This is a genomic window from Paraburkholderia sp. BR10923 (assembly GCF_040948765.1).
GTDB classification, from domain to species: Bacteria; Pseudomonadota; Gammaproteobacteria; order Burkholderiales; family Burkholderiaceae; genus Paraburkholderia; species Paraburkholderia youngii.
In genome coordinates, this window is record NZ_JBFPKO010000009.1 from 159696 (window position 1) to 175764 (window position 16069).

A 16069-nucleotide genomic window follows, 5' to 3' on the forward strand; every position below is an offset into this window, starting at 1 on the left:
CAATCGCTCAAACGAAGTTGCCCGGTCGAAGCACTGAACCGGGCAACTCGAACCTTCTCGGCGCGGCAATCAATGCTCGCACAATCGGCTGGCAAAAAACGCGCATTGCACGCGCCCTGGACAGCACGATTGCCGTCAGCCCACGTATTCAAACGCGGCTGACCGAACGGATTGCGATGGGAATATACGCGGCTATTGCGCCGCGGTGAGCTTGAGTCCCGGCCGGAGTGGCTGGGGAGGCTCCAGAGGAGCCTTGCGTTCGTCCGATACCTGTTCGATTCCCTTTCTCGTGACTTCTTCGAGGAAGGTCAAGCGAGCCCGATAGTAATCGGCACGCAGCTGTGCGTCGAGCACCAGCTGTTCGGCCTGAAACAGTTCCATGCGCAAGTTGTTCAGCGCGCGTTCGGCCTGTTTCTCGGGAGTAGGAGCATGTTGTGAAGCCCAGTTAGCAAGCCACCTTATCATGGTGAATCCCTCCTTGAGTTCAATGCTCTGCTGCGACAAAGGCTATCAAATAATGGACGCGGCGTGTGTTAAATCGTTACAGGCGTTGCAAGCTTCACTACTGATACCACAACCCGCGCGACAAGAAAAAAGCCCGCACAGCAAAGGCGGGCAATCCCACTCTCTTTGAAAGCGTGTCACGAGGATGACACGCCACAAGTTTAACCGTCATGCAACCCGCACCTACGTGTGCTGGCGATCAGTTCCGCACGAATATATCGATCGCCATTGAATCTATTGAAGCGCCGCCACGTTTTTCGCAATGGCCCGCGCAAACTGCGCGATCTGCCGGCCCTGCTCGATCAGATCCATCGCCAGCCGGAACGTGACGACGTCCGTCTTGTCGGCCAACTGAAGCTTCGCGAGCACGACCTGACGCGCGGTCGCGGCGAGCTTCTCGATGCCGGCTTTCGCGTCGATGACCTTTGCGACTTCCTCCGGAGCGGGCGCCTCGATCGTGCGGATCGCCTGCTCGAGATTGCGGATCACCGCCTCGGAAAACTGCGTGGTCGCCGCATCGCGCAGGCGCAACAGGTCGATCTGCTGCGTCATTCGCTGCTGCGCGACGCTGAGCAGCGTCGTGCCGACAATGCCGCTGATGCTTTCGAGGTGGCTCGTGACCTGCGTATAGCCGACCATCTGCTGACCTTCCTCCTCCGAGTGCTCCCCCTTCGACAGGCGACCGATATATTGAAGAATCTCGAAGGAGAGCCGATCGCTCTCCTTGTCCTTATCGAGCATCTGATTGATCTCTTCCATCGTGCCCGTCGACACCATCTGGGAGCCGCGTTGCACGACCTCGAGCACCTGCATGCCGAGCCGGGTCAGCTCGATGCGCACGCGCTGCAATCCAAGCGCCGGCACCGTCAATACCGACTCGTCGAGATACTGCGGATCGCCCGCGGGTTTGGCGGGCTTCGCACGCTGCGGCACGACCAGTTGCGCGAACCGCGCGATGGGACCGGTAAACCAGATCAGCAGCAGCGTGTTCGCCACGCTGAACAGCGTATGCACATTGGCTACCTGGCGCGGCGCCTCGGCCGCGAGGCGTTCGAGGCCCTGCAGGTCCGGATGCGCCGGCGATATCCAGCGTACGAATTCCGCCATCTGAGGAATCAGGAAGAGCGCGATCACGACGCCGAGCACATTGAACACCAGATGCACGACGCCCACCTGCACCGCCTCCGGCGGCTTGCCGATCGAAGCGAGCAAGGCCGTGCCGCAGGTGCCGACATTCGCGCCGAGAATCAGCGTGATGGCGGCCTCGAGCGGCATCAGGCCCTGCCCGCTCAGCGCAATTACGACCGCGAGCGTCGCCGCCGAGCTTTGCACGATCGCGGTGAAGACCGCCCCCACGATGACGCCGACGAGCGGATTGCGCATGTCCTGCATCGCGTCGATGAACGGCTGGTACGTGCGCAACGGATGCGTGGACTCGCCCATCAGCTGGATGCCCATGAACAGCAGCCCCAGCCCCATCACGACGCGGCCGATCTGCCGCAGCAGCTCGCGCGGAGCAAACGCGTGCAGCACGAAGCCGATCGAGAGCATGTAGGGCGTCAGGCGCGAAACGTCGAAGGCGATGATCTGCGCGGTGATGGTCGAGCCGATGTTCGCGCCCATGATCATCGGCACCGACTGGGCAAGTGTCATCAGCCCGGCGGACACGAAGCCGACCATCAGCACCGTCGTGATGGTCGACGAGTTCAGCAGCGCGGTCACGATGGCACCCGCCAACACGCCGCGAAACCGGTTCGCGGTCAGCACGCCGATCAACGACTGCAACTTCGATCCCGCGATCGCCTTGAGCCCGCCGGTCAAGAACTCCAGCCCGAGAAGAAACAGCGCGAGGCCGCCGATCAACAGCCCGAAGATCCCAAGGATGTTCAACTTGTCGGGATCGATGTCAGCAAGATAATCAGTCATCCTGATGTGCCTCTGATGATCACACGAATAGATGCGGGAGCAAGGGACGGCTTCGCTCCCCGGGATCGACGGCCGTGCCGGCGGTCTGCCGCGCTGTGTCCGGGGCAGCTACTTAAGGCTAACGCTAAGGGTATGAGGAAGACGGCGCGCAGGCAAGGACAGGAAAGCGGCCGGCGGCATCGGGACCGCGGAGTTCGCGAAGCATTCAACCGTCAATCAAGATAATTAATTGCCTCGTCAAACAACGATTCCGGCATCCGAATTGGCAGTTAACCCGTAGGTGAAAATGCCCATCGTCCCGACCGTTTGCCGCTGCCAATAATAGGTCCATCCTCCAATCAAACTTGCTCAACTCACCCCAAACAAGAAGGAGGACTTATGGCAAATCGTGTTGCATACGTAACCGGCGGCATGGGTGGTATCGGAACCGCCATCTGCCAGCGCTTGCACAAAGAGAACTACACCGTCATTGCGGGCTGCGGACCGAACTCGACGCGCAAAGCCCGATGGCTGGAAGATCAGAAGGCGCTCGGCTTTAACTTCATCGCCTCGGAAGGCAACGTCGCGGATTGGGAGTCCACCGCGAAAGCGTTCGAGAAGGTCAGGACGGAAGTGGGCGAAGTCGACGTGCTCGTCAACAACGCGGGCATCACGCGCGACGGCATGTTCCGCAAGATGACCTACGAAGACTGGCAAGCGGTGATCGACACCAATCTCACGAGTCTGTTCAACGTGACCAAACAGGTCATCGAGAGCATGGTCGGCCGGGGCTTTGGACGCATCATCAACATCTCGTCCGTCAACGGCCAGAAAGGCCAATTCGGGCAGACCAACTACTCCACCGCCAAGGCCGGCATTCACGGCTTCACGATGGCGCTCGCGCAGGAAGTGGCCACCAAGAACGTGACGGTCAACACCGTGTCGCCCGGCTATATCGGCACCGACATGGTCAAGGCCATCCGTCCGGAGGTGCTGGAAAAAATCGTCGCGACGATTCCGGTACGGCGTCTCGGTACGCCGGAAGAGATTGCGTCGATCGTCGCGTGGATCGCGTCGGATGAAGCGGGCTTTGCGACCGGAGCGGATTTCTCGCTGAACGGCGGTCTGCATATGGGCTAACGGGAACGGCGCCGCGTGTGACGCGGCGCAGCCGTGTTCCGTTATCGACGTTGTCAGGTTCCGTGATGGTTTAGCGGCCCGGCGCAAGCCGGCCGCCTCAGTGAGCATATGACCAGAAAAGCGAGCCGTACTCGCGCCGCACCCGCGAAGTCGCCGCGCACCCGCCCGAAGGCGATGCTGCGCCCGATCGTGCCTGCCAAAGCAGGCGAAATCTCGCTCGACTATCACATGACGCTCGAAGCATTACGCAGCGGCGTCGCCAATCACTATCACGTCGGCAGCATGGCGCAGGCCATTTACATGGCGATGCTGCTGAATCAGCGCGGCTATGGTTCGGCCGTACCCGAGCTGTTTCGCGACGCGGAGAGCGTGATTCTGCGCTGCCGCCAGGCGGGACTCGAAACCGGCATCTGCGTGGTCGATCACGACGCCTACGCGCTGCTCGGTCAGGTCCTCACGCTCTTCGATCAGCAACTCGCGGTGACGCCAGTGGGAGAGTTGATCGCGGTCAACGCGAAGCTGAAGACCCTGTTCAGCGCCGCCAATGGCCACGGTGACGTCGACAGCGAGAACACCGCATAACGACGCGTGTTGGCATTTACTTGTGCAATGCGCCGCGCACATTAGATACATCGTTTCGCGTGACCGGTCCGGCCGCATTTCCCCATGTGGTTCGAACAAAGGTGAGCACACGGGCCATTTCCGTGTCCGTGAGCTTGCCGGCGAAAGACGGCATCTTGTGCGGCTCCGGTCCCGACTCGGTATGTGGACTGCCGCCGCCCTCGACCAGCAACCGCACCAGTGACGCGCTCGATGCCGACAGCACCGCGGGATTGCCCGCGAGGCGCGGGTACTTATGCGGCACCCCGGCCCCGTCCATCTGATGACAGCGCGCGCAATACGATGCATAAATGCCCGCGCCGGGTCTTTCCACATCGCCGGTTTTCAGCGCCTGCACGGTTTGCTGCGCGGCGCTGGAGCGTGCGTTGAAATTGCCGCTCGGCGCGTGCGACGGCAGGCTCTTCAGATACGCGGCGATCGCCGCGAGATCGTCGTCGTTCAGGTACTGCGTGCTGTCTTCGACGACCTGCACCATGCTGCCGAACGTGATGAGTCCGCCGCCGTGACCGTGTCGCAGGAAGTCGACGATGTCGGCCGCGGAACTTCGGCCGAGCCCCGAACCTGGGTCGGCGCTCAGGTTCGGCGCAAACCAGTGGTCGTTGGTGCCACCCGTCAGATAGGCCGATGCCGATTCGTCATAGCCGCGCTCTTCGTAGGCGGGTCCGCGCGGCGTGTGGCAGGCGCCGCAATGGCCAAGCGATTGCACCAGATACGCACCGCGATTCCACTGCGCGTCATGTTTCGCATCGGCCTTGAACTGGCCTTTCGGTACGAACACCCAGTCCCAGAACATCAACACCCAGCGCTGATTGAAGGGAAACGGCAAGCGCGTTTGCGGGGCCGGCACCGCGACCGGTTGCACGCCGTGCATGAAGTAGGCGTAGAGCGCGTGCATGTCGTCGTCGGTGATCTTCGCGAACGACGGGTACGGCATCGCCGGATAAAGCCGCTTGCCCCCGGGCGCGATGCCCTCGCGCAACGCGCGCGCGAAGTCGTCATAGCTATAACGGCCGATGCCGTATTGCGGGTCCGGCGTGATGTTCGACGTATAGATCGTGCCGAACGGCGATCCCATGCCGAGGCCGCCGGCAAACGGCGGCGTAGCTTCAGGCGCCGCGCCCGGATGCGGGACGCGCGGCGCGGCGGTGTGGCAACCGGCGCAATCGGCGGCTTTGGCGAGATATGCGCCGCGGGCGATCTGCGCGGCGTCGGTCGAGGGGCTGGCGGCGTTTGCCGTCGCGTCGGCCGCGCTGGCGGCGTGTGCCGCCGCTGCTATCGTCAGCGCGCATGCGGCCACGATGCCGTACCTAACCGTGTCGAGAACGTCGCGCTTCATCACCACCACCTGCACGGCGACACGATCGCGACCGCGACATCCGTTGCGATCAATGCGAACAGAAATAGCATGCTGGTCATCACCGCGACGTGCGTCAGAAACCAGTCGAGTTCGGCGCGCGTGCGACGCTCGCCGTTCAGCCCACCGAGTTTCAGCGGCGCGACGCGGCGCAGATTGCGCCATGCGACCCACGTGCCGAACGCGCCCGCGACCAGACACACCGTGCCGAGCGCGACGATCGCCGGACGTATCCACGACACGAGCGGCGCGCCGAGCGGATGGTTGTGCGGATAGCAGGCCTGCGCGGCGAGCGTTTCCGCGAGCATCATCTGCAACAGCCACGCGAACGGCGCCGCGAGCAGACCGATCAGCACGTAGCGCATCGAGATGTGGGAGTCTCGGGGCACCGTCGTCATGACCACTCCCGGAACAGATACGGCGTCAGATACAGCGTGCTGAAAATGAACAGCCACACGACATCGACGAAGTGCCAATACAGTCCGCCGATCGACAGCGCCACGCAGCGCTTGTCGTCGAAATAGCCGAGCGCGGTCCAGATCGCCAGCAGGGTCAGCACGACGATTCCGACCAGCACGTGCGCCATGTGAAAGCCGGTAATCGTGAAGTACAGCGAGCCATACAGGTGCGAGGTCAGGCCATAGGGGTGGTTATGCCATTCGCGCAACTGAATGCCCATGAAGATGCAGCCCAGCACGATGCCCACCGCCATCGACGCGACACCCAGCCGCAACCGCCGCCGGCGCACGCAGCGCTCGCAGAACCAGACGAACACGCTGCTCGACAGCAGAATGACCGTGTTCGCGCTGCCGAGCCCGAGTTTCGGCAATCCCTCGGGCGGCCAATGCTGCTGGCTTTGCGACGCCAGATACAGATACGAGAAGATCAGATAGCCGAACAGCGCGCCTTCGGTCGCGATCAGCGTGAAGCAGCCCCACCAGCCGCTCGACCGCTCGCCCGCGCTGCCAACCGGCAATGCTCGCGCGGTCTGGTCCGGTTCGCTCGATGCGCGATTGAAATTCAGTGCATCGCTCATGTCAGCCTCCCGCATCCTCGACCGGGACCGGCTCGCGCTGGATCAGCGCGCGCTCGGGCCACAGCCACGTGATGATCGACACCGCGCAACCGGCCAGCATCGCGCCCACGAAAACCCACGCGGTCAACGCGAGCCCCGCGAACAGTAGCGCGGCAAAGACCGCGAGCCAGAACGGCGCGTATGAATCTTCTGGCATCTTCAGGATCACGTCGGGACTCGCCTCCAGTGCGGTCGTGCCCAACGCTTCGCGACCTTGCGCGAGCAGATAGCCTTCGTCGAGTTGCGAGCGCGCTTGAACCGCCTCCCCCGGCTCTTCGACGCGTCCTTCCCACAATGGATGCCGGCTCGCGAGCGTCGGCACCACCGCGAAGTTGTACGGCGGCGGCGGCGAGCTGACCGACCATTCGAGCGTCGGCGCATCCCACGGATTGTTGCCGGCGAGCTTGCCGCGCTTCAGGCTCACCGCGATATCGATCAGAAACAGCAGCACGCCGGCCGCAAACAGGAACGAACCGAGCGACGTGACGAGGTTCACCGTATTCCAGCCCATGTCGGCGGGATACGTGTACATGCGGCGCGGCATGCCGAGCAGTCCCGCGATATGCATTGGAAAGAACGCGACGTTGAAGCCGATGAACAGCACCCAGAACGCGAGCTTGCCGAGACGCTCGTTCGTCATCCTGCCGGTGAACTTCGGAAACCAGAAGTAGATGCCGCCGATCACCGGAAACACGTTGATGCCGAGCAGCACGTAGTGCAGATGCGCGACCACGAAGTAGGTGTCGGTGAGTTGCCAGTCGAACGGCACCGCAGCCGTCATCACGCCGGAGACACCGCCGATCACGAACAGCAGCACGAAGCCCGCGAAAAACAGGAACGGCACGCGATACACGGGGCGGCCGGTCCAGATCGTCGCGACCCACGCGAACGTCGCGACCGCGCTCGGCACCGCGATCACCATGCTGGCCGAGCCGAAGAACGACAGCGCGAGCGCGGGGATGCCGGTCGCGAACATATGGTGGATCCACACGGCAAAGCCGAGCACCATCGTCGCGACCGTCGCCAACGCGACCGGCCCATAGCCGACCAGCGGCCGGCGGCAAAAGACCGGCAGCGCATCCGACACGATGCCCATCGCCGGCAATACGACCACGTAGACCCACGGGTGCGCGAAAATCCAGAACAAGTGCTGCCATAGCAACGGACGCCCGCTATTGAGCACGTCGAAGAAATGCGTGCCGATGCGGCGGTCCATCCACAGCATCAGAAACGCGAGGCTCACCGAAGGCACCGCCAACAGATTGCCGCCCGACGCGGTCAGCGTGCCCCACACGAGCACCGGCACGCGATCGAGCGACATGCCCGGCGCGCGCATCCTCAGCAGCGTGACGACGAAGTTCATCGAGCCGACCGTCGTCGAAATACCGAGCAGGACCATGCCGAGCGCATACACGTCGATGTTCGGGCCGTTGCTGTATTCGAGGCCGGACAGCGGCACGTAGTTGAACCAGCCTGCGTCGGGGGCCTGGCCGGTCGGAAAACTCGCATACAGGAAGATGCCGGCGAACAGGAACACCCAATACGACAGCGCGTTCAGGCGCGGAAAGGCCATGTCGCGCGCGCCGAGCACGAGCGGCCAGATGTAGTTCGAGAAGCCGGACAGAACGGGCAGCGCGTACAGAAAGATCATCGTCAGTCCGTGCATCGTGAACAGCTGGTTGTACTGTTCGGGCGTGAGCACCGTTGCGTTGGGACGCGCCAGTTGAACGCGCATGATCAGCGCTTCGACACCGCCCATCAGCAGGAAGACGAATGCGGTCACCAGGTAGCGCAGGCCGATGGTCTTGTGATCGACCGTCGAGAACCAGCCCCGCCAGCCGGGCCGCGACTCCCAGATTTCGCGCAGCCGCTTTTCCTGCTCGCTGCCGGGTTCGACGCGGCCGCGCTGCGGCGTGCGGGTCAGTGCGGGCAGTGAAGCGGAACCGGGATGATCGGACATTGAACGGGCTCCTCGCGTGCGATGCGCTTCAATGCAGCGTCGCCAGATACGCCGACATCGCGGCGGCCTCGCTGGTGGTCAGCGCGATACTGGGCATCAATCCATCGGGTTTGATTCGCTGCGCGTGCTCGATCCAGTCGAGCAGATGGTCGGGCGTGTTGCTGAGCGCGCCCGCCGCGATCATCCGGCGCGAGCCGAGATGCGTCAGATCGGGGGCCTGCACGCCGGTGGCCTTGGTGCCGCGAATCGTGTGGCAGCCCGCGCAGCGCTCTTCGAACAGATGCTGGCCGGCCGCGACCGCCGCATCGCCAGTGGGCACGCTGGCCGCGCGTCCCTGCGCGTCGCGCCACGCGTTGAAGTCGGCAGCGTCCTGCGCGATCACCTCGAACGCCATATGCGCGTGCTGCGCGCCGCAGAACTGCGAGCACTGCCCACGATAAATGCCGGGACGGTCCGCCTGAATCCACTGCTCGTTGGTTTGCCCCGGAATCGTCTGCGTCTTGCCCGCCAGTTGCGGTACCCAGAACGCGTGCACGACGTCCGCGCTTTTGAGCTGGATCTTCACGGGTTCACCGACCGGAATGTGAATCTCGTTCGCGGTACTGAAGTTGCGGGCCGGGTTCGGATCGTCACTGTAATCGGCCTTCCACCACCAGTCGTAAGCGGTCACGGTGATCGTCAATTGCGGATACGACGCGGGCGACGCCACCGATTCGAGCGTGATCAGGGCATAGACCAGCATCGCCAGCAGCACGACCGACGACACCGCGGTACCGATGAACACCCAGCGGATGCCGCCGGGCTCGGCGCTGAGCGCATCCGGTTGCGCCGCGGGACGCTTGCGGACCATCGCGCCGATCAACAGACCGGCGACGATCAGCGTGACCAGCGTCACGATCGCGGTGAAAACCCAGCCGAGGTAAAGCGTCGGACGGGCCGCCGGGCCCGCTGCGTGCAGGAAGTAGTTCAGCGGTGCTACCGGGTAGGCGTGCGCGGAGTTTGCGGACGCGCTAGCCAGCGCCGCTAACGACGTGACGCTGCCCCGCCTGATGCGCCGTCCTGACGTTCCGGATGCTTGCGCTGCTGCCACTGGGACCCCGCTGGTGATGAGCTTTCAACACGCGCCGCCCCCTGCGAACGAGACGACGCCCAAGCAGGTCAGCAAAAATCAGGCCGCGAGCGCCGAGCTGTTGCCGTGAATAATTTAGTTTAATAGTTTCCTTCTCAAAAAAAATCGCCTTTAGAATGCCGCTCTGCATAACTTAATTATTTACGAGTTCACTGTTATCGGACAATCTGGAGGACCGGTGTTTCAATGCACGTTCGAATTGAATGGCAAGCCAATGAGCGAATTTCGGATTGGCGCTCTATCGTTTCCTGCATACTCTGGGCAGGGGAGTTATATCAACAAGGCGGCTGGAATGTGCACGCCGAAGATCGGCGCCATTCCCGTCGGCAGATATTATATTTTTGACCGTAGATCCGAAGGCATTCTGGGACCATGGAAAGATCGGCTTAACCTGAATGGCAATAATAAGAGCGAATGGTTCGCGCTCTACGCTATCGACGCTAATATCGACGACGATAAAGTCTTATGCGAAGGTATCATTCGTGGCCAGTTCCGATTGCATCCGAAGGGCCGATTGGGGAGAAGCGAGGGCTGCATAACTATCGACCGACTCGCAGACTGGCATCATATTCGTTCGATATTTACCAACACGCCGAAAGTATCTGTGCCTGGATCGGAACTTAAAGCGTACGGTGAAGTGATTGTGAGATGAAAAAAGTCCTAACTTTTCTCGCGGTCGGTTTCGCCTTACTGCTCGCAATCTTTGCCAATGCGCTGTGGTGGATGATGAATCCAGAAGCGCCCTTGAACTTTTCGAATCCGATATGGAAATTGGCGGTCCGTATGTACGGGGTCAAGACGGCATATCAGGAATCCGACCTCGCCTTCCTCATGTCGTCGGCCGCAATCGTGCTAGGTTTCGCCGCAGCAGTTCTGTTTGTGTGGCGAAGCAAGAAGCGTGGTCAGCGAAAGCATGACGACTAGCCATCTCGCGGTGGAAACAATCGCTGCACTCGCATTAAAAGTTGCGCCCGAAGCCCGCCGACCAGCGGGCTTTGTCGTTTTTGGGCTTCACCACGGTGACCCGCCTTCAACTACCCGCTAAGCTCGCGAGAGCGCCACGCGCATCACCAATCAACGTCCGCCCGACCGAAAAAGCCATGCGTTCGAACGTCTCGCTGCTCCGCCGCCTCGCCGGCCTGCTGGTCGCTCTGCCCCTCGCCGCCGCTCTGCAAGGCTGCGCGAGTCCGGACACCGACAACGTCGCGCATACCGGCCCCTATCGCGCCGATATCCGCCGCACCGCGCTCGGCATTCCGCACATCAAAGCCGACGACTGGGGCAGCCTCGGCTACGGGTACGGCTACGCGCAGGCCCAGGACAATCTGTGCACGATGACCGAAAGCTTCGTCACCTATCGCGGCGAACGTTCGCGCTTCTTCGGCGCCGACGCGCGCCCCGCGTTAGGCGCGACGTTCGGCCAGCCCGACAACCTCGACTCGGATTTCTTCTTCCGTTTCATCGTCGACGATGCGACCGTCGCGCGCTACCGCAAAAGCCAGACCGAGGACATGCGCGCGCTGATCGACGGCTTCGTCGCCGGCTATAACCGCTACGTGGCCGATCTGGCGCACGGCGACTTTCCGGGCGCGCATGCGGCCTGCCGCGCGGCGCCGTGGCTCGGCAAGATCAGCAACGCGGACGTCTACCGGCGTCAGATCGCGGCGAATCTGGCCGGTGGCGAGGCCCGCTTCATCAATGCGATCGCGACCGCGCAACCGCCACAGGCAATGCCGAGCGCGCCGCAAAGCGGGTTGCAGGGTGACGCCGACGTCGCTGCACCGCTCGCCGACTTCGGCGGCCATGCTGGCATCGGCAGCAACGCCCTCGCGTTCGGCGCAGACGCGACGCACACCGGCAGCGCGCTGTTGCTCGGCAATCCGCACTGGTTCTGGACCGGCCCCGATCGCTTCTACCAGGCTCAACTCACTATTCCCGGTAAGCTGAACGTCAGCGGCGTGTCGTTTCTCGGCGTGCCGCTGATCGTGATCGGCTTCAACGACAACGTCGCGTGGACGCATACCGTATCCACCGCGAAGCGCTTTGGCCTGTTCAAGCTGACGCTCGAAGCTGGCGCGCCGACCCGGTATCAGGTCGACGGCAACAGCGTAGCGATGACGCCGACGCGCGTGAACGTCGCAGTGCGCGCCGCCGACGGTTCGCTGCATACCGTGTCGCGCACGCTGTATCGCTCGCGCTTCGGACCGCTCGTCAACCTCCGCGCGATGTCGCCCGCGCTAGCGTGGAATGCGCAGCAGGCCTTCGCGCTGCGCGATATCAATACCGACAATTTCCGCACGTTCGAAAACTTCCTCGAATGGAATCAGGCGACCTCGCTCGACGATTTCATCCGCATCCAGAAGAAGAACGCGGCGGTGCCGTGGGTCAACACGCTCGCGATCGGCCGCGACGATCCGCGCGTGTGGTACGCGGACATCGGCGCGACCCCGGACGTGCCCGACGAGCTGGCGCAACGTTGCACGCCGCCGGTCGGCCGGGCACTGGCGCAGATCATGCCCGGCGTGCCGGTCCTCGACGGCTCGCGCAGCGACTGCGACTGGCGCGACGAGCCTGGCGCGGTACAGCACCGTGCGTTGCCGGTCGCGCGGATGCCGTCGCTGCTTCGGCGCGACTATGTCGGCAACTTCAACGACAGCTACTGGCTCACCAACCCGGCCGCACCAATGACGGGCTACGCGAAGATCATCGGCGCGACCGACACGCCGCAGACGCTGCGCACACGACTCGGCCATACGATCGCCGCGCAATTGCAGAACGATCCGCATGGCGTTTCCGCCGATGCACTCGGCCGCGCGGCGCTCGACAGTCGCTCGATGTCGGCGTTGCTGTTCAAGCAGCCCGCGCTCGACCGTCTGTGCAACAGCAGCGCGCTCGCGGCCCTGCCGGCCGACCCGAACCCGGAGCAACAGCGCGCGGCGTGCAAAGTACTGGCCGCATGGGACGATACGGCCGCGGCTGGCGCAGCGGGTGCAACCTTGTGGGACGAACTGTGGCGACGTCTGCTGACGATTCCGCCCGCGCAGTTATACGCGGTGCCGTTCGATCCCGCGAAGCCGTTGACCACGCCCGCGGGCATCGCCGCCGATCCGGCGAAGCTCGCCGCCGCGCTGCATGATGCGCTCGCGGCACTGCAACGCGCTGGCATCGCGATCGATGCGCCGCGTAGCGCCGCCCTCTACGTGCAACGCAATGACGAGCGCATTCCGCTATTCGGCGGTTGCGACGCCGGTGGCTATTTCACCTCCGCGTGTGCCGCGCATCCATTCGACGCGAGCGGCTATTCGATGAACGTCAAGCCGATGGGCGACACGTATCTGCAGATCGTGTGGTTCTCGGACGATCAGGTGATCGCCCGCACGCTGCTCGCGCCGTCTGAATCCGACGATCCGGCGTCGCCGCACTATGCCGACGGCACGCGCCATTACGCGGCCCAGCGCTGGACGATTTTTCCGTTCTCCGAAGAAGCGATTGCGCGCGACCCGGCGTTGAATGTGCGCACGGTTAGTTCGTCGGACTCCGAGGGGAAAGGGCAATAAGCGGTATGACGGGCGACCCGCCCGTCGTCCGCAGAAGATCACAGATCGAGCACCAGCAGCGGCGATCTGGCGCGCGAGCAGCACGGCAGGAACTGATCGTTCGCCGCGCGCTCCTCGTCGGTCAGATAAGAATCCTGGTGATCTGGCTCGCCAGACAGCACTCGCGTCAAACAGGTGCCGCACACACCCATCTCGCACGACGTGATCACTTCGACGCCATACGCGGCCAGCGCCTGAACCACCGTGCATTCGGGCGGCACGTCGATCGTCGCGCCGCTGCTCGCGATGCGCACCTGGAAGCTGCCGCCCGTCGCCGGCTGATTCGCGGCCGCGCCGAAAAACTCGTAGTGCAGCCTGTTTTCCGGCCAGCCCTTTGCGCGCGCGGTCTCGAGCACGAAATCCATGAAGCCGCGCGGACCGCACACATACAGATGCGTGCCGGGCGGTGCATCGCTTAGCGTCTGTTCGATATCGAACGTCGAGCCGCCAGGATGGTCATCGTGATGAAGCTGGACCGACTTCGCGAAGCCAGCTTGTGCAAGACGCTCGACGAACGCCGTGCGTTCCTTCGAGCGCGTGCAATAGTGCATGTCGAACGAAGCGCCCGTGGCGGCAAGCCGCTCGGCCATGCAAAGAATCGGCGTGACACCGATGCCGCCCGCGAGCAGCAGATGATGTGCCGCATCGTCAGCGAGCGCGAAATGATTGCGCGGCGCGCTGATCTGCAGGCGATCGCCCTCGCGAAGCAAATCGTGCACCGCTTTCGATCCGCCGCGTCCCGCTTCGTCGCGCAGCACAGCGATCAGATAGCGATGCGTTTCGCGCGGATCGTTGCACAACGAGTACTGACGCACGAGCCCGTTGGGCAAATGCACGTCGACGTGCGAGCCGGCGTCGAAAGCGGGCAACGCCTGACCGCTTTCGCTCGCGAGTTCGAAGCTGGCGATACCGGGCGCTTCGTCGCGCCGACGCGCGACCACCACATTCAGCATGGGATGATTCATGTCGCCGTCCGCACCGGAATGACGCGCGTCACTTCAGCCCGGGGCGCGTCAGCCCGGGGCGCGTCAGCCCGGGGCGCGTCAGCCTGCGGTGCGCCGGTCTCCGCGCGCTCCTGCGCGACGAGCCGATCGATCACACGACGCGACATCACACCGCCCGCATCGATATTGAGTTTCAGCAGATTGCGCTCGGGCCAGCGCAGCAGGTTCTGCTGCTGACGTTCGAGCATCTCCAGATCTTCGCTGAAGATCTTGCCCTGTCCTTCGCGGATGCTGGCGGTCAGCGCGGCATCGTCGGGACGGAAATTGCGCGCCATGCCCCAGAAATACCAGATCGATGTTTCGGTTTCAGGCGTGATGAAATCCACCACGATCGACGACGCCTTCTTGTCAGCCGGCGCGTGATAGCCGCCATGCCCGGCATGCGCGACCCCTACCTCGATCAGCACGTGACTCGGCGGCGTGAAGTGGCAGATCTGCCAGCGGTCGACGGGCACGTCGTCGGCGAGACCATTGCCGCGCAACGCCATCTTCCAGAACGGCGGCGCCGCGACGTTTTCCATGAAACGGCTCGTGCGCACGGTATCGCCTTCGGCCACGGTTTTCGGCGCGGCTTCGTCGATTTCCTTTTGCCCGATGCTGTTCGCGTGCACATAGGTCTCGTGCGTCAGATCCATCAGGTTGTCGATCATCAGCCGGTAATCGCAGCGGATGTGATAAAGACCACCGCCATATGCCCATTCGGCACTCTCGGCCCATTCCAGATGATGCAGTTTGGCGGCATCGGCCTGCGTCGCATCGCCGGGCCACACCCAGACGAAGCCGTAGCGCTCGATCACCGGATAATGGCGAATCGACGGAAAGCCGTTGACGCGTTGGCCCGGCATGCCGGTCGCCTTGCCCTGACAGCCCATTTCGAGTCCGTGATAGCCGCACACGAGCGTGCCGTCGCGCACGAAACCGAGCGACAGCGGCGCACCACGATGCGGACAGAAGTCTTCGAGCGCCACTACGGCGCCTTCCGCGTTGCGATAGAGAACCATCGGCTCGCCGCAGATCTGCCGGCCGAGCGGCTTGTCCGCGACTTCATCGGGCATACATGCGACGTACCACGCGTTCTTGGGAAACATGTCAGTCTCACTCCTTGTTGTTAGTTCGCGCACTTCATTCAGCTCACTCAATGAGATTCAGTGTACTCAATGAGCCTTTAATGATTAAATGAAGGTTTTCCCCTAGACCAACTTTCAATCAGGTAACACGAAGATCAATTTGCCATTTCCATTCGCTACGAAAGGGCACCAGGTCTTCAGAACTAATATGGTCACTTCAACCGATACCAGCACTTCCGCGATCAGCATCGATCTGTACGACCAGCCCGGCCATCTGATCCGACGCGCGCATCAGATTTCCGTGTCCATGTTTCATGATCTGATCGGGCGCGAGGTGACGCCCGTGCAATATGCGGTGCTCAGAATGCTGCAGGAATTGCCCGGACTCGATCAGGTTACGCTCGCGCAGCGAGTCGGTCTCGACACGTCGACCACCGCCGATATCGCAGTGCGGCTCGAAGCGAAAGGCTGGATCGTGCGCGAAGTTCTGCCGCGCCGCCAGCGTCGTCTGTTACTGACGCCGGCAGGAGAGCAGTTGCTCGATGAATTGATCCCCGGCGTCAACGCGCTCAATCACGGCCTGCTCGACGGCATGGGCGACGAGGATGCGCGAGAGCTATTGAGGCTATTGAGAAAGTTCGTGCATCTGAATAACGACCAGAGCCGCGCGCCGCTGCGCAGTGCGAGCGACGACGCGACTCCGGACTAGCCCGC

At 62.9% G+C, this 16069-nt stretch carries 15 protein-coding genes; 6 read left to right on the forward strand and 9 right to left on the reverse strand.

What is annotated here, in order from left to right; translation table 11 throughout:
• Window positions 1–192: 192 nt before the first annotated feature.
• Window positions 193–465: a hypothetical protein gene (locus tag AB3X94_RS19005; protein ID WP_013091148.1), complete on the reverse strand. Its 273-nt coding sequence runs from the start codon at window positions 463–465 to the stop codon at window positions 193–195.
• Between the two features lie 273 nt (window positions 466–738).
• Window positions 739–2430: a Na/Pi cotransporter family protein gene (locus AB3X94_RS19010; protein WP_368612349.1), complete on the reverse strand. Its 1692-nt coding sequence runs from the start codon at window positions 2428–2430 to the stop codon at window positions 739–741.
• Window positions 2431–2808: 378 nt separating this feature from the next.
• On the opposite strand from AB3X94_RS19010, the gene AB3X94_RS19015 reads away from it, so the two are divergent.
• Both AB3X94_RS19015 and AB3X94_RS19020 read left to right on the forward strand, forming a co-directional pair.
• Entirely contained in the window at window positions 2809–3549 is a 741-nt protein-coding gene (locus tag AB3X94_RS19015; protein ID WP_176107575.1) for a 3-ketoacyl-ACP reductase, read from the forward strand.
• Window positions 3550–3657: 108 nt separating this feature from the next.
• Entirely contained in the window at window positions 3658–4131 is a 474-nt protein-coding gene (locus tag AB3X94_RS19020; RefSeq protein ID WP_368612350.1) for a Fis family transcriptional regulator, read from the forward strand.
• A 16-nt stretch (window positions 4132–4147) separates the two neighbouring features.
• Here the strand turns inward: AB3X94_RS19020 and AB3X94_RS19025 are convergent, their stop codons facing one another.
• From AB3X94_RS19025 to coxB, 5 genes are read right to left on the reverse strand one after another with little or no spacing between them, the layout of a single operon-like run.
• Window positions 4148–5506: a cytochrome c gene (locus AB3X94_RS19025; RefSeq protein WP_368612351.1), complete on the reverse strand. Its 1359-nt coding sequence runs from the start codon at window positions 5504–5506 to the stop codon at window positions 4148–4150.
• Window positions 5506–5922 (reverse strand): hypothetical protein, encoded by a 417-nt coding sequence (locus tag AB3X94_RS19030; protein ID WP_368612352.1) that lies wholly within the window; start codon window positions 5920–5922, stop codon window positions 5506–5508. The genes AB3X94_RS19025 and AB3X94_RS19030 overlap by 1 nt, the downstream gene beginning before the upstream one ends.
• Window positions 5919–6560 carry a heme-copper oxidase subunit III gene (locus AB3X94_RS19035; RefSeq protein WP_368612353.1) on the reverse strand — a complete coding sequence of 214 codons (642 nt, stop codon included), beginning with the start codon at window positions 6558–6560 and terminating at the stop codon, window positions 5919–5921. Before AB3X94_RS19035 ends, AB3X94_RS19030 begins: the two co-directional genes overlap by 4 nt.
• Window position 6561: 1 nt before the next feature.
• The gene (ctaD, locus tag AB3X94_RS19040; protein WP_368612354.1) at window positions 6562–8559 is read right to left on the reverse strand and encodes a cytochrome c oxidase subunit I; all 1998 of its coding nucleotides are present in this window, start codon (window positions 8557–8559) and stop codon (window positions 6562–6564) included.
• Between the two features lie 28 nt (window positions 8560–8587).
• Complete coding sequence (coxB, locus tag AB3X94_RS19045; protein WP_368612474.1) at window positions 8588–9610, reverse strand: cytochrome c oxidase subunit II; 1023 nt, start codon at window positions 9608–9610, stop codon at window positions 8588–8590.
• A 256-nt stretch (window positions 9611–9866) separates the two neighbouring features.
• Here coxB and AB3X94_RS19050 point away from each other — a divergent pair, with 256 nt between their 5' ends.
• From AB3X94_RS19050 to AB3X94_RS19060, 3 genes are all read left to right on the forward strand, one after another.
• Window positions 9867–10340: a DUF2778 domain-containing protein gene (locus AB3X94_RS19050; protein WP_368612355.1), complete on the forward strand. Its 474-nt coding sequence runs from the start codon at window positions 9867–9869 to the stop codon at window positions 10338–10340.
• Window positions 10337–10612, forward strand: coding sequence for a hypothetical protein (locus AB3X94_RS19055; RefSeq protein ID WP_368612356.1), 276 nt, complete (start codon window positions 10337–10339; stop codon window positions 10610–10612). Before AB3X94_RS19050 ends, AB3X94_RS19055 begins: the two co-directional genes overlap by 4 nt.
• 176 nt (window positions 10613–10788) lie before the next feature.
• Window positions 10789–13245, forward strand: coding sequence for a penicillin acylase family protein (locus AB3X94_RS19060; RefSeq protein ID WP_368612357.1), 2457 nt, complete (start codon window positions 10789–10791; stop codon window positions 13243–13245).
• Between the two features lie 38 nt (window positions 13246–13283).
• On the opposite strand, the gene AB3X94_RS19065 is transcribed toward AB3X94_RS19060, so the two are convergent.
• Together AB3X94_RS19065 and AB3X94_RS19070 are read right to left on the reverse strand one after the other, a co-directional pair.
• Window positions 13284–14249 carry a 2Fe-2S iron-sulfur cluster-binding protein gene (locus AB3X94_RS19065; protein ID WP_368612358.1) on the reverse strand — a complete coding sequence of 322 codons (966 nt, stop codon included), beginning with the start codon at window positions 14247–14249 and terminating at the stop codon, window positions 13284–13286.
• Window positions 14246–15376, reverse strand: a complete 1131-nt coding sequence (locus tag AB3X94_RS19070; RefSeq protein ID WP_368612359.1) for a Rieske 2Fe-2S domain-containing protein — start codon at window positions 15374–15376, stop codon at window positions 14246–14248. Before AB3X94_RS19070 ends, AB3X94_RS19065 begins: the two co-directional genes overlap by 4 nt.
• A gap of 187 nt (window positions 15377–15563) precedes the next feature.
• On the opposite strand from AB3X94_RS19070, the gene AB3X94_RS19075 reads away from it, so the two are divergent.
• Window positions 15564–16064, forward strand: coding sequence for a MarR family winged helix-turn-helix transcriptional regulator (locus AB3X94_RS19075; RefSeq protein WP_176107565.1), 501 nt, complete (start codon window positions 15564–15566; stop codon window positions 16062–16064).
• Window positions 16065–16069: the final 5 nt, after the last annotated feature.